The sequence below is a fragment of the Flavobacterium glycines genome (assembly GCF_900100165.1).
Taxonomy (GTDB): domain Bacteria; phylum Bacteroidota; class Bacteroidia; order Flavobacteriales; family Flavobacteriaceae; genus Flavobacterium; species Flavobacterium glycines.
Window position 1 is genome coordinate 521,920 of record NZ_FNEO01000001.1, and the last position, 14,181, is coordinate 536,100.

Below are 14,181 nucleotides of genomic sequence, written 5' to 3' on the forward strand. Positions count from 1 at the left end.
CAGATTCGCAGATTTTAATTTATGATCTGCGAATCTGCGGTTATTTTTAATGGTTTAAAATAAAAAACTAAAAGAACTTTGTGTTAGCTTCGTGCTCTTTGTGGTTAACTATTTTTAAAACTCAAATTCCTCCTTCACCATTAGTGAATCAACAGCCGTAGTATCTTTTACCTTAATACGGAGTAATGATTTAGCCGGACCGGTTAAAACTGTTTGTTGTTTTTTGAAAATAGTATCATCAACCGTAAGCAGTCCGCGTTTTATCATCAGATTAGTCAGAAAAGAAACCTGATTCATTGCCGATGCTTTCAAATTTCCTTCGTCATCAAACAGGTACATGAATTTTTTCGGACTCGGAATAATCCGAGCCAGATACAAGCATTCGTTGAAAGTGAGTTCGGCTGGAGTTTTCTGAAAATAATACTGTGCTGCTTCGCCAATTCCATACACATTTGGTCCCCATTCGATAATATTAAAATACACTTCCAGCATACGGTTTTTGCTCACAATTCGGTTGTTTTCCAAAATATAAACCAATAGAATTTCCTCTAGTTTTCTGGACAAAGTTTTCTCTCTGGTCAAGAAAACATTTTTAATCAACTGCATACTAATCGTACTGGCGCCACGGCTAAATTTTCTGGTTCTGATGTTTTTAGCAATAGATTGCTTAAAAGCTTCATTTATAAAACCACGATGTGAAAAAAACGAAGGATCTTCAGTAGTCAGGACACATTTTTGCAGATAAGGCGAAATTTGGTCTAAAGGAGTATAATTGGTATTGGCTGTACCCACTAAAACGGGGCGCTGCAACACACCATCAATAATGGCCCGGTAAACAAATTCGCCGTTGAGCTTAGTTAAATTTGCCTCTCCGTATTTGGTAATTTTTAAATTCTCTTTCTTCAGATTACTGTCAAAAATCAAACGGTTGGGTTTGTTTTTATTGTATTCAAAATTCAAATTATAATTGAAGGTTCCCTCAGCCTCCATGCCTTCAAAATGAGTAAACAAGCCATCAGGAAGCGAGGTGATAAAATCCTGCGCTTTCATTTCAGGAATAGTAACTTTGAGTTTATAAATCGTGTCTTCTTCTGTTTCATAAGCCAGATAAGGATGGAATTTCACTTTGTTAAACTGTACCGTCGAAGTACTGTCTACCGCAATAAAATCAGAACCTAAAAGGAAACGATAATCAAAACGGGCATTTTTTATCAATACATCTTTTTGAGCAATTCGTTTATGATTGATTTTCAAATTGGCTATCGATGCAAAACCATCAATGTGCAACTCACCTCCACTTTTATCAATATTTTCAACATTCAGACGAATGGAATCAAAACTCGAAATTAAATTGTAGCGTTCATCAAAATAAGGTACTTTAATTGCTCCCGTATCGATGTTAAAAAATCGGATATCCGCTTTTTTATGTCTTGGATCCGCGAATCCTTTTATTTTCCAGCGTTGCGCAAAAGTATTCGTCTTTACCTGAATTGCGGTTTCGAGTTCTTTGTTAGCCAACATTAATTTTTCAATATCAATTGTGGCTTTTTTTCCGTTATCATCGAGCCTGAAAGTCAGATTCTCGATATCCATATCAGTCGGAATCAAATTGAGTATTTTCGAAATAATACGATAAGCAAAAGCAGCATAATCCTTTTTGTCGTTTGTGGATTCTTCGTCTTTATTTCTTTTCAAAAAAGCTTCAAAGTTCTTTAGTTTTCCTTTTTTGGTCAATTGAATATAACCGTTCTTGATTTCCAAAGTTCCTAATTGGATATCGCCCACAAATAAACGCCAAAGATTAACACTCGTCTTGATTTTATGAATATTCAACAGCGTATCGGCATGATTAGGAACCAAAGTGACATCTGTAAAATGAACTCCCGAAATTCCGTCAAAAGCAGCTTCTTTTACCAAAAACCGACTATCATAATCCGTTTCCATTTTATTGGCCGTTTTGGCAATTATCTGGTGTAAAAGTGCTTCTCTAAAACTAAAAACACCAATAACAGCAATCACCAATAAAGCAACTGCTATTTTTACAACTAAGATTATTTTTTGTTTTCTCGTCCTCATGGCACTATATCATTTCTGGCAGCGGGCTAAAATAATAACTTTTTCACTTCGATTGTACATCTTAACTTAAAGTTTAGAAATACTTCATTTGGCTACAAAATTAAAGCTGAAAAATCACAAACATCTTAGGTAGTTTCCAATAATTTCTACTATTTTTCTCATAAAACACTGCCATACAGAAAATTACACCAAAATGTTAAAACCCCAATAAACACTAGGGTTTCCAATTGTTTAAACTAAATTTGCGTACTCAAATTTAACAAAATTAAACATGAAAAAAGTTATTTTATCGGTAGTAGCCGTATTCGCATTTGGAATTGCAAATGCACAAGAAGCAAAAACTGTAAAATTAGGAATTAAGGCTGGTGCAAATTACGATTGGTTAGCAACAGGAGAAGCATCTGTTTATGATTTACGTCCGGAAGTAGGTTACCATGCAGGTTTGGTTTCTGAATTCAAAATGTGTGATAAATTCGCTTTCCAGGTTGAAGCTTTGTACTCTCACTCAAGCTACAAATTTGACGGAAACGGAAACACAAGTGGCAGTAAAATAGAAATTAACGAAATAACTTTACCTGTTTTAGCTAAATTCAACCTAGTGAAAGGTCTGTCTTTAGAAGTTGGTCCTCAAGCGGGTGTTATTTTAGACACTAAAGTAACTGGTCCCTATGCGAATACAAATTTCAGAAAGTACAACATCGCTTCTGCTTCTGGATTAGCTTATGATTTCAAATCAGGAGCATTCGTTCAGGCAAGATATGTTTATAACTTTCTGGATTTAGTTTATGGCCCGACAGGAAACAACCGTTTTGGAATCCAGGCTTCTGTAGGTTACAAATTCTAATCCTTTTATCTTAGAAAGAATAAGAAAACCACGCAAATTGCGTGGTTTTTTTGTACCTAAAAAAACCGGGCAACTTTTGAAAAGCTGTCCGGTTAACTGATTTATATCTCACTAGTCACACCCCCGCTGCTGCACGAATCCTTTCGTGTGGCACGTCTTGTTTAAATACAAAACATTTTAAAAACACTCTCAATTACTTATTTATTCAAGATAATTATTGTTCGCGTTTTATAAATTCAATAGAACATTACAGTTTTAAAGATTAAAATAAATATAAAAAATGTAGCTTTATTAATCACATGCCACACGAAAGGATTCGTGCGGCACCGGGAGATAGCTATATATGCCTATTTAATCAAGATCCTCTTTGTTATTTAAATCCTCCCCAGTATTTATTTACTAAATAGCCAGTTAACATAAAGAAAACAACAGAGCCAACAACGAAAACAAAAACAAAGATATTTCCTAATGCTTTTTGTTTTTTACTTTCAGTAATAAATCTTTTCTCAATTTTAAGATATAAATTATCTCTTTTAAAATACCAATGGTTGATATAATAAATTAAAACACCATATGATATGTAAACAATCATATACAAATTACCTGACATTGCATATAGTTTGAAAAATTTATTCAATAAGAGATTAATTGTTATTGAATTAATAAACAAACCTATACTCAAGTAAATTACAGCTCCATTTAATGCTAAATTAGAATTTGGAGTTGTTAACATATAGCGATATAATTTATAAAAAATATAATGATAAACTTTTTTCACATTTCGTTTTTTTAATAATTATCAATTCCTGTTTTTTCCAAAAACTTGTCTCCATAATAATAATCGAAAACGCCATAAGTTCCAACTGCTATAAGTCCAATAGAATTACTTACTGCTACAAATGTTAAGGTCGTATTTATACCAAACCTCAAATAATCTGAAGTTTGAGCTTTATTATTTATAAATTGAGGATAGCGCGGATTTGCAATCTGTGCCCGCTCCACTTGGAAACTAAAACAAATCTACTAAAAACTGTCCACTTCAATCAATAATCCTAAAAAAGAACAAACTGTAACCTCAAAAGTCAAATAATTATATGGAAATTTGCATTTCTAAATAATCAAAATCAAATGGAACAAATTAGCATTTTAGGTTGCGGCTGGCTGGGACTGCCTTTGGCGAAAGCCTTAATCAGCGAAGGCCATTCGGTAAAAGGTTCCACAACCTCAAACGACAAAAAAGAACTACTGGAAAATGCCGGAATTGCACATTATCCCATTGCGCTGGAAGTTAAAAATTTCTCCGCTCCTGTAGCTGATTTTTTGGAAAACAGTCCAATCCTGATTATTGCTATTCCACCAAAATTAAGAGGAAAGAATAAAGATTACTCGGACGCGCAAAACAATTCGTTTGTTCAAAAAATTAAAAACCTTATTCCTTATATCGAAAAATCTTCGGTAGAAAAACTGCTTTTCATTAGTTCGACTGCCGTTTATGGTGAAGCCGATACAATTATTGACGAAAACAGCCCCACTGTTCCTGTGACCGAAAGCGGTAAACAATTACTCGAAATTGAACAGTTGTTATTGGCCAATACTAATTTCAAAACAACTATTTTGCGTTTTGGCGGATTAATTGGTCCGGACAGAAATCCTTCCCGCTTTTTAGCCGGAAAAGAAAATGTACCAAACCCCGATGCGCCGGTCAATCTGATTCATTTGGACGATTGCATTGGTATTATCAAAAAAATCATTGCAAATACTGTTTGGAACGAAGTCCTTAATGCCGTGACGCCTTTTCATCCAAGCAGAAAAGACTATTACACACAGAAAGCATTGGAAGAAAATCTGATTCCGCCAACCTTCAATCACGAAATTCCTTCGGCAGGAAAAACAATTGTATCGGAGAAATTAGCTCGATTATTAGATTATACATTCACTCAACCTAATTTATAGTGATTCAAAAAATAAAAACGGCTGTTTCTACCAAAATTAATGCTATTGGACTTCCCATTTTAGCATTACTTTGGGTTGGATTTTTTTGGGGCACTACCTGGATTGCGTCCAAGGAAGGAGTGCGTTATATTCCCGGAATTCAAATGGCTGCAATTCGTCAATTTTTAGCCGGAGCGCTTTACATTATCTATCTCTTATTCACCAAATCACCTTGGCCAAAAGGAAAACAATGGAAAACTATTGTGATTTTGGCTATATTGAATTTCACCCTTAGCAACGGACTCAGTACTGCAGGAGTAAAATACATCAGTAGTGGTCTGGGCGCCATCATTGCCGCTATTTTCCCTATTTGGGTAGTGATTATCTCCTATTTTAGAGGAGAACGCATTGCTAAATTAGCTGTAACCGGTGTTTTCATCTGTTTTAGTGGCGTATGCATTATCTTTTATGAATATTTAGCTGATTTCTTAAAACCGGATTTCCAACTCGGGATAATCCTTTCGGTTTTGGCAACCATTACCTGGGCTTTTGGAACTTTATACACTAAGAAAAAAGCAGCTTCTTACAATCCCTACTTTAGTCTGGGATTCCAAATGTTCATTTCCAGCATTCTGTTGTTTGCATACAACGGTGCTACCGGAATTTCAGTAAGTTTAAACGAAATTCCAATGAGTACCTGGATTGCAATTGCTTACTTGGTTGTGGTAGGTTCGCTCATCACTTTTACCATTTTCATTTATTCTTTACAACATCTTCCTCCGGAATTGAGTAGTCTTTATGCTTATATGAATCCTGTTGTAGCAGTACTTTTAGGTTCAATTATCTTTGGAGAATCACTAAGTATTTCAATAGCCATTGGCGGAATGGTAACCTTATTCGGTTTGTATTTAGTAAACAAATCCTTGCGCCAAAGCCGTAAAAAAACAAACATTTTAATCAAATAAAGCTTCCTGATTTCCAATACAGTTTTTGTATTTTTGCAAAAAAAATTCATGAAATCTGTTTTATACAAATACCGAATCTTCATCGGTATCTTTTTTATTTTTTCAGTAGTTACACTTTCACTTTTTTACGGGGCTTTAAAACCTAAAAAAACACTTCCTATTTACAATCCTGCCGATGTTAATCCGGAACTGGTGGACAGCACCGTGCAATATGTGAGCAAATACCATACGATTGCTGATTTTTCGTTTACCAATCAAAACGGCAAAACCATCACTCAAAAAGATTATGAAGGCAAAATTTATGTTGCCGATTTCTTTTTTACCACCTGTGGTACCATTTGCCCAAAAATGACCACTAATTTAGTTGATGTTCAAAAAGCGATTATCAACAATCCAAAGGTAATGTTACTCTCACATACCGTATTTCCGGAAGTGGATAATGTCGAAGCCTTAAAAGCCTATGCTATAAAACACGGTGTGGATGACCGCAAATGGAATCTGGTTACCGGAGATAAAAAACAAATTTATGCTATGGCCAGAAAATCCTATCTGGCGGTAAAAATGGGTAAACCAAGTGAATTATACGACATGGTTCATACCGAAAACTTTGTACTGGTAGATGCAAAAAGAAGGGTTCGCGGTTTTTATGACGGCACTAAAAAAGAAGAAATTCAGCGACTAATTGAAGACATCAACTTCCTGTGTAACGAATAAATAACAAATTAACAGCCCTTAAACACAAATACTGATATTTATCATTTGACTTAGCAATATAATACGTATTTTTGCAATCTTAATTCAATCTAAATAAGACCTTGCGTACCACTATACATTCATTAAAGAAAAGCGAAAAAGCAATTATCAAAGATTTTGATATTGACATCATCCCGTTAAAACTGCTTGAAATGGGTTGCTTACCGGGAAACACAGTCGAATTACTTCAGATTGCTCCTTTTGGAGACCCTTTGTATTTAGATGTCAACGGTTCTCACGTAGCCATTCGGGTAGAAACTGCTAAAGAAATTGAGGTAGAACTAATCAATACTGCGCTTTAATGATGCATCAAAATATTAATGTAGCTTTAATTGGAAATCCCAACGTGGGAAAAACATCTGTCTTTAATCAATTAACAGGATTAAATCAGCAGGTAGGGAACTATCCCGGAATTACGGTGGAGAAAAAGATTGGTTTTTGCAAATTAAACCATAATATCAAAGCTAATATCCTGGATTTACCGGGAACTTACAGCCTTAACGCCAGTTCAATTGACGAAAATGTTGTAATTGAAATGCTGCTCAACAAAAACGATAAGTTGTATCCTGATGTAGCCTTAGTGGTTACTGATGTGGAGAATTTAAAAAGAAACTTATTGCTTTTTACACAAATAAAAGATCTTGAAATTCCGACGATCTTAGTCATTAACATGGCTGACCGAATGGAAAGCAAAGGAATTTCACTTAATATCCCTTTTCTGGAAGAACAATTAAAAACTAAAATTGCCTTAATTAGTTCAAGAAAAGGTCAGGGTATCGAGGAATTAAAAGAACTTATTATTACCTACAAATCCATCACAACCGAACCTTGTTTAAACGCTTCGGTCATTGATCAGGAATATTTTGATAAATTACAAAAAGCTTTCCCGGATCAATTGTTGTACAAACTTTGGCTGGTAATCACTCAGGATGTTAACTTTCTAAATTTAGAAAGAAAAGAAATCAAAAGCACCTTTACCAAATCACATACGGAATTAAAGCGCTTACAACAAAAAGAAACTATTAAACGCTATCAGTTCATCAGCGAAGTACTCAAAGGAGGATTAGCTGTAGACAAAAGCATTGCCAAAGATTTCCGTTCCAAATTAGACCGCGTTTTAACGCATAAATTTTGGGGATACATCATCTTCTTTGCGATACTTTTTGTTATTTTCCAATCCATTTTCGATTGGTCTTCGGTTCCGATGGATTATATCGACAGCACTTTTGCTACTTTAAGCACCATGGCTGCCGAGCATCTTCCTGAAGGTATTTTGACCGATTTAATTTCGCAGGGAATCATACCGGGAATTGGTGGAATCCTGATTTTCATCCCTCAAATTGCCTTTTTATTCCTCTTTATTTCCATACTGGAAGAAAGTGGTTATATGAGCCGTGTAGTATTTATAATGGACAAAATCATGCGCCGTTTTGGATTATCCGGAAAAAGCGTGGTACCCTTAATTTCAGGAACTGCCTGTGCTATTCCGGCAATTATGGCTACCCGAAATATCGAAAGCTGGAAAGAACGCCTTATCACCATTCTGGTAACCCCTTTCACAACCTGTTCAGCCCGATTACCGGTTTATGCCATCATCATTGCTTTAGTAATACCTGATCATCGTGTACTGGGCTTCTTAAACCTTCAGGGACTTACCTTAATGCTGTTGTATCTTTTAGGTTTTGGAATGGCTATTTTATCGGCTTACGTATTGAATAAAGTAATGAGAGTTAGCGGTAAAACATTTTTTGTGGTCGAAATGCCTAATTACAAGTTACCATTATTGAAAAACGTAGCCATCAATGTAGTCGAGAAAACCAAAGCCTTTATTTCGGGTGCAGGAAAAATAATTCTGGCCATTTCCATTATTTTATGGTTCTTAGCTTCTTATGGACCAGGAGAAAAATTTAAAGATGCCGAAAAAATTATTAATTCAAAAACTGAAAACCAAACCATTTCGAAAACAGAATTAGACAATAAAGTTGCCGCTTTTAAATTAGAGAACTCCTACATAGGTATTATGGGTAAGACCATTGAGCCTGTTATTTCACCTTTAGGATACGATTGGAAAATTGGCATTGCCATCATTAGTTCTTTTGCAGCCCGCGAAGTATTCGTAGGAACTCTGGCTACTATTTACAGCGTAGGAGGAACAGATAATGAAACCACCATTAAAACCAAAATGGAATCGGAAGTACATCCTGAAACAGGAGCTAAAATATTCAATTTTGCTACGGGAATTTCACTACTTTTATTTTATGCCTTTGCAATGCAATGTGCAAGTACACTTGCTATTACTAAGAAAGAAACTAACAGTTGGAAATGGCCTTTGGGACAGCTTATTTTCATGAGTAGTTTTGCTTATCTTACAGCTCTAATTGCTTATCAAATTTTAAAATAAAACCAATGTTTCAAGAAATCATAGCCTTTTTAGCCCTTGGGATTGCCGTTATTTTTCTTTTCAAAAAGTTCTTTTTGAAAAAGAAAAAAAAGGATAATAACTGCGGAGGAGGCGGTGATTGCGGATGTCATTAAATTCAAATGACTTATATGGTACATTTTAAACCATATAAGTCATTTGAGCTTTTAAATTATTAAAAAAAAAGCTAATATAAGTTAGCAATCAATAACAGATACTAACTTAATTTCACAAAAAGATTACTCGCTATTTTATTTGAAACATTAAGATGATTTTCATCCACCTTTATACGAAGTGATAAATCAAAACTTTCCTTTCCTATAATCTCGATATTTGAACCCAGAGAAATCCCTTGTTTATCGAGATATTTTAAAAACTCAGAAGAAGTATCTTTTACACCAACGCAAATTCCTTTTTGTCCTTCGGTTAATTCCGAAAGTAATTGTTTGTCCATTTTAGGAAGTTGTCCCTGAGCATTCGGGATAGGATCTCCGTGAGGATCCTCAGTAGGATTTCCTAAAAAATCATCGAGTTTATTAATTAGTTTTTCCGATTTTATATGTTCCAATTGCTCAGCAATATCGTGTACCTCATCCCAGGAAAAACCTAATTTTTCTACTAAGAAAACTTCCCAAAGACGGTGTTTTCTAACAATCATTTTAGCTTCTAACTTGCCATTATCAGTAAGAGTAACACCCTGATATTTTTTATAATTAACCAGGTCTTTTTCGGCTAATTTCTTCAGCATATCCGTTACTGACGAAGCTTTGGTTTCCATCACTTCGGCAATAGCATTAGTACTTACACCCGAAGTCGAAACTACAGTTAAGTGGTAAATTGCTTTAAGGTAATTTTCTTCTGAAAAAGTCATTTTTTTAAGGTTCTAAGTTACTAAGACCCTGAGTTGCTAAGAAACTAAGATAAAAACCTCAGTAACTTAGCAACTCAGTAGCTTAGTCACTATTTTTAACAATCAGCAAAGGTATCGAAATTTTATGTCTCAATTTGTCTACTGTGGTTCCAAATATTAAATCCTTAAATCCGGTATGACCATGCGTACCCATTACCAAAACATCAAATTGGATTTCATTTACAATCTTAGGAATTATTTTATCCGGTTTTCCAAAACCCAATTGAACAGCCACTTTAAATCCTTTTTCAGAAAGAATTTGCTGGTATTCTTTCAACAACTTTTCATCCACTAAAGTTTCGTGGTCATCAATATGTTCCCCATACACCATAGCTCCAACTGTTTCTACTACGTGAATCAAAGTATAATTAGCTTCTTTCCCTCCCAATTCAAAAGCACTGTTCAATGCAATTTCATCTGCCGAAGAAAAATCAACTGAAACCGCAATATTCTTTTTAGCATAAGATGCTGCTTTTGAAAAATGCAACTTCAAATTATGTGGAGAATGATTCTGGAATGCATTTCTTGTTTTCGTAATAAAAGGTTTAAAAACGATATAAAGCAGTAAAATCAGGAAGCCAAACGCTAAAGGAACTACTGTCAGCCATAAAACTATTGGATTTTCAGAAGCTTCAAGCCATCCTTTGATTTCATCAAAAACCAATTTTGCATTCAGCGAAACAATAATCGTAGCAATAATCCAGGAAACTATTTGCGTAGCTTTACCAATATGAAAACCATTCATTTTTTGTTTATCACTTACAAAATGAATCAAAGGAATAATGGCAAATCCTAATTGCAAACTCAAAACGACCTGACTAAATATCAATAATTCTCCTGTAACTTCTTCTCCAAAAATACTAATTACAATTACCGCAGGAACTATAGCGATTAAACGTGTAATAATACGTCGAACCCAAGGCTGAATCCTCAAATTCAAATAACCTTCCATTACAATCTGCCCCGCCAAAGTTCCGGTAACCGTTGAACTTTGTCCGGCAGCAATTAAAGCAACAGCAAACAAAACAGGTGCCCATTGAGTCCCTAATAAGGGTTGTAAAAATCGATGTGCATCCTGAATTTCGGCAACTTCATGCATCCCGCTTTTAAAAAAAGTAGCCGCTGCCAGAATTAAAATAGCAGCGTTAACAAAGAACGCTAAATTCAATGCAATAGCCGAATCAATAAAATTATACTTCAAAGCCTGTTTGATTCCTACTTTAGTCCTATCAAAATTTCGGGTTTGTACCAATGAAGAATGCAAATACAAATTATGTGGCATGACCGTAGCCCCAATAATCCCAATGGCAATATACAAAGCTGTATCTGTGGGCATCGAAGGAATTAAACCCAAAACCACCTTATCCATTTCCGGCTGGGCAAAAATCATCTCAAAAATAAACGAAATACCAATCACCGTAACCAAGGCTATAATGAAAGCTTCCATTTTTCGAATTCCTTTATTAATTAGAAACAACAATAAAAAAGTATCCAAAACCGTGATCAATACCCCTTCAATAAGCGAAATTCCGAATAACAAATTAATACCAATTGCCATCCCTAAAACCTCAGCTAAATCACAGGCAGCAATGGCAATCTCAGCCAAAAAATACAAAATGTAATTAATAAAAGGCGAATAGGTTTCTCTGGAAGCCTGAGCCAAATCACGCTGGGTCACAATTCCCAAACGCGCACTCAAACTTTGCAACAGCAAAGCCATCATATTACTCATTAACAAAACCCAAAGTAAGGAATAACCAAACTGGCTTCCGCCGGCAATATCAGTAGCCCAGTTTCCCGGATCCATATAACCTACACTTATCAAATAAGCCGGACCAAAAAAAGCCAATATCTTTTTAAAAACTGATTTTTTATTCTGAGTCGCAACCGACTGATGTACTTCTTCAAGTGACTTTCCCATTATGAATTCTAACTAGTTAAGGCAAATGTAATTATATTTTTTTGTTATCTAAAATATAATTTTTAGCTTTGTCTAAAATTAAAACATTTATCAATCTAAAATATAATTTTGAAAACTCTATTCTTCTTTAGCTGTATTCTAATCAGTACCATTTCATTTGCTCAAGCCACCATAAAAGGAAAAATCACTTCTGACGGCTTGCCGCTTCAACATGCCAACATCACACTTAAAAATACTAAAAACGCAATTGTCAGCAACGAAACCGGAAATTACAACCTCAATAAAGTACTGCCCGGAAACCACGAAATAATAGTTTCTTATATCGGTTTAAAAACCCAAACTAAAAAAATCACTGTAACCGACACTACCGAAATCGCATTGGATTTTGACCTGAAAGAAAACAATACTCTTGATGAAGTGGTTATTACCGGAACACTAAAAGCGGTTAGTCGTCTTGAAAGTCCTGTACCTGTTGAAGTTTACAAACCTACTTTTTTCAAAAAAAACCCAACAGCCAATATATTTGAAGCCTTACAAAATGTAAACGGCGTTCGCCCGCAGTTAAACTGCAACGTATGCAACACAGGAGACATCCACATCAACGGATTAGAAGGTCCTTACACCCTGGTTTTAATTGACGGAATGCCAATAGTTAGCGGATTATCAACCGTGTATGGTTTATCAGGAATCCCTAACTCTTTATTGGAACGAATAGAAATCGTAAAAGGACCAGCTTCCTCTTTATACGGAAGTGAAGCCGTGGGTGGATTAATCAATATTATTACCAAAAATCCTAATAACGCTCCCGTTTTTTCGGCAGATGCCTTTACCAATAACTGGGGAGAACTCAATGCCGACTTAGGTTTCAAAGGAAACATAGGTAAAACAGCTTCGGTTTTAACCGGAGTAAATTATTTTAATTACAGCAACCCGATAGATAACAACCATGATAATTTCACCGATTTAACACTTCAGGATCGAATTTCGGTATTTCAAAAATGGAATTTCAACCGAAAAAACAACAAACTTTTCTCTATGGCAGGACGTTTTTTCTATGAAGACCGTTGGGGAGGCGAAATGCAATGGGAAAAGAAATACCGTGGCGGAGATGAAATATACGGAGAAAGTATTTACACCAAACGCTGGGAATTATTAGGAGCTTATGAGCTACCTATTGCCGAAAAAATGCTGTTTTCATTCTCTTATACGGATCATGACCAAAACTCAGTATATGGAAACATTCCTTATCTGGCACAACAACGCATCGGTTTTGGACAATTAACCTGGGACAAAAAAATAAACAGCCATGATTTTCTTTTTGGAACAGCGCTGCGTTACCAATATTATAACGACAACACTCCTGCAACTTTAAAAGAAGACATAAACTGGATTCCGAGTTTATTTGCACAGGACGAAATCAACCTGAATGAGAAAAACAAATTGTTATTAGGGGCAAGATATGACTACAACAAAAATCACGGAAATATTTTCACTCCAAGACTGGCTTACAAATTAAAAATCGATGACAATAACATTTTAAGATTCAATACCGGAACCGGTTTCAGAATTGTGAATCTTTTTACCGAAGAACATGCCGCCTTAACAGGTTCTCGCGAAGTAATTGTTCAGGAAGAATTAAAACCGGAACGTTCATACAATGCCAACATCAATTATTTGAAAAAAATATTCACCAAAAACGGTAATTTCATCGGATTGGAAACCACAGCCTGGTATACTTATTTTACTAATTCGATTATTCCTGATTATGATACGAATCCAAATCAGATTATCTATAAAAATTTAAATGGTTATGCGGTTACTAAAGGAATTAGTACCAATATCGATATGGTATTCAATTCTGGTTTGAAACTTATTTTAGGAGCAACTTACATGGATGTTTCCAAAACCGAAGACGGAATTAAAACCCGTCAAATGCTTACCGAAAAATTCACCGGAACCTGGGCAATTTCCTACCGTCTCAAAAAATGGTTTTTAGACATTGATTACACCGGAAACATATACGGACCGATGCGTTTACCAACTCTGGGAGATTTAGACCCAAGAAAAGACTACTCCCCTACATGGAGCATTCAAAACATACAGTTCACTTACAATAAAATCAAAAATATCGAAATCTATGCCGGTATAAAAAACCTGTTGAATTGGACTCCTAACAAAGGAAACCCGTTTATCATTGCTCGTGCCAATGATCCTTTTGATAAAAATGTACAATACGACAGCAACGGAAATGTTCAGGCAACTCCTGATAATCCTTATGCTTTAACTTTTGATCCTGGCTATGTTTATGGTCCGAATCAGGGAATCCGAAGCTTCTTTGGATTGCGATATACCTTAAAATAA

General features: G+C 35.2%; 13 protein-coding genes. 8 read left to right on the forward strand and 5 right to left on the reverse strand.

Going from position 1 to position 14,181, the window contains the following annotated elements; translation table 11 throughout:
• Positions 1-114 precede the first annotated feature (114 nt).
• Positions 115-2,076 (reverse strand): transglycosylase domain-containing protein, encoded by a 1,962-nt coding sequence (locus BLR17_RS01995; protein ID WP_066328222.1) that lies wholly within the window; start codon positions 2,074-2,076, stop codon positions 115-117.
• Positions 2,077-2,347: 271 nt separating this feature from the next.
• On the opposite strand from BLR17_RS01995, the gene BLR17_RS02000 reads away from it, so the two are divergent.
• Positions 2,348-2,920, forward strand: coding sequence for a porin family protein (locus BLR17_RS02000; RefSeq protein WP_066328221.1), 573 nt, complete (start codon positions 2,348-2,350; stop codon positions 2,918-2,920).
• A 370-nt stretch (positions 2,921-3,290) separates the two neighbouring features.
• On the opposite strand, the gene BLR17_RS02005 is transcribed toward BLR17_RS02000, so the two are convergent.
• Both BLR17_RS02005 and BLR17_RS16460 read right to left on the reverse strand, forming a co-directional pair.
• Positions 3,291-3,698, reverse strand: coding sequence for a hypothetical protein (locus BLR17_RS02005; RefSeq protein ID WP_139068363.1), 408 nt, complete (start codon positions 3,696-3,698; stop codon positions 3,291-3,293).
• Positions 3,699-3,709: 11 nt separating this feature from the next.
• On the reverse strand, positions 3,710-3,850 hold the full coding sequence (locus tag BLR17_RS16460; RefSeq protein ID WP_169817163.1) for a hypothetical protein: 141 nt from the start codon (positions 3,848-3,850) through the stop codon (positions 3,710-3,712).
• A 198-nt stretch (positions 3,851-4,048) separates the two neighbouring features.
• On the opposite strand from BLR17_RS16460, the gene BLR17_RS02015 reads away from it, so the two are divergent.
• The 6 genes from BLR17_RS02015 (at position 4,049) to BLR17_RS16390 (ending at position 9,105) form a co-directional block, all read left to right on the forward strand.
• The gene (locus BLR17_RS02015; protein WP_066328217.1) at positions 4,049-4,873 is read left to right on the forward strand and encodes an NAD-dependent epimerase/dehydratase family protein; all 825 of its coding nucleotides are present in this window, start codon (positions 4,049-4,051) and stop codon (positions 4,871-4,873) included.
• Positions 4,873-5,817, forward strand: coding sequence for a DMT family transporter (locus BLR17_RS02020; RefSeq protein ID WP_139068362.1), 945 nt, complete (start codon positions 4,873-4,875; stop codon positions 5,815-5,817). Before BLR17_RS02015 ends, BLR17_RS02020 begins: the two co-directional genes overlap by 1 nt.
• Before the next feature lie 48 nt (positions 5,818-5,865).
• Positions 5,866-6,531: an SCO family protein gene (locus BLR17_RS02025; RefSeq protein WP_066328216.1), complete on the forward strand. Its 666-nt coding sequence runs from the start codon at positions 5,866-5,868 to the stop codon at positions 6,529-6,531.
• A 101-nt stretch (positions 6,532-6,632) separates the two neighbouring features.
• On the forward strand, positions 6,633-6,872 hold the full coding sequence (locus BLR17_RS02030; protein ID WP_026713995.1) for a FeoA family protein: 240 nt from the start codon (positions 6,633-6,635) through the stop codon (positions 6,870-6,872).
• Positions 6,872-8,971, forward strand: coding sequence for a ferrous iron transport protein B (gene feoB / locus BLR17_RS02035; RefSeq protein ID WP_066328213.1), 2,100 nt, complete (start codon positions 6,872-6,874; stop codon positions 8,969-8,971). Before BLR17_RS02030 ends, feoB begins: the two co-directional genes overlap by 1 nt.
• Before the next feature lie 5 nt (positions 8,972-8,976).
• A complete protein-coding gene (locus BLR17_RS16390) occupies positions 8,977-9,105 on the forward strand; it encodes a FeoB-associated Cys-rich membrane protein (protein WP_139068361.1) in 129 nt (42 codons plus the stop codon).
• A 101-nt stretch (positions 9,106-9,206) separates the two neighbouring features.
• On the opposite strand, the gene BLR17_RS02040 is transcribed toward BLR17_RS16390, so the two are convergent.
• Both BLR17_RS02040 and BLR17_RS02045 read right to left on the reverse strand, forming a co-directional pair.
• Positions 9,207-9,860 (reverse strand): metal-dependent transcriptional regulator, encoded by a 654-nt coding sequence (locus tag BLR17_RS02040; RefSeq protein WP_066328212.1) that lies wholly within the window; start codon positions 9,858-9,860, stop codon positions 9,207-9,209.
• Positions 9,861-9,942: 82 nt separating this feature from the next.
• Entirely contained in the window at positions 9,943-11,820 is a 1,878-nt protein-coding gene (locus BLR17_RS02045; protein ID WP_066328211.1) for an Nramp family divalent metal transporter, read from the reverse strand.
• Positions 11,821-11,928: 108 nt separating this feature from the next.
• Between BLR17_RS02045 and BLR17_RS02050 the strand changes: the two genes are divergently transcribed.
• Entirely contained in the window at positions 11,929-14,181 is a 2,253-nt protein-coding gene (locus BLR17_RS02050) for a TonB-dependent receptor (RefSeq protein WP_066328210.1), read from the forward strand.

Excerpts from the sequence above, each read along its gene's own strand:
- BLR17_RS01995 (WP_066328222.1), bottom strand. The coding sequence starts at position 2,076 with ATGAGGACGAGAAAACAAAAAATAATCTTAGTTGTAAAAATAGCAGTT.
- BLR17_RS02000 (WP_066328221.1), top strand. The coding sequence starts at position 2,348 with ATGAAAAAAGTTATTTTATCGGTAGTAGCCGTATTCGCATTTGGAATT.
- BLR17_RS02015 (WP_066328217.1), top strand. The coding sequence starts at position 4,049 with ATGGAACAAATTAGCATTTTAGGTTGCGGCTGGCTGGGACTGCCTTTG.
- BLR17_RS02025 (WP_066328216.1), top strand. The coding sequence starts at position 5,866 with ATGAAATCTGTTTTATACAAATACCGAATCTTCATCGGTATCTTTTTT.
- feoB (WP_066328213.1), top strand. The coding sequence starts at position 6,872 with ATGATGCATCAAAATATTAATGTAGCTTTAATTGGAAATCCCAACGTG.
- BLR17_RS16390 (WP_139068361.1), top strand. The coding sequence starts at position 8,977 with ATGTTTCAAGAAATCATAGCCTTTTTAGCCCTTGGGATTGCCGTTATT.
- BLR17_RS02040 (WP_066328212.1), bottom strand. The coding sequence starts at position 9,860 with ATGACTTTTTCAGAAGAAAATTACCTTAAAGCAATTTACCACTTAACT.
- BLR17_RS02045 (WP_066328211.1), bottom strand. The coding sequence starts at position 11,820 with ATGGGAAAGTCACTTGAAGAAGTACATCAGTCGGTTGCGACTCAGAAT.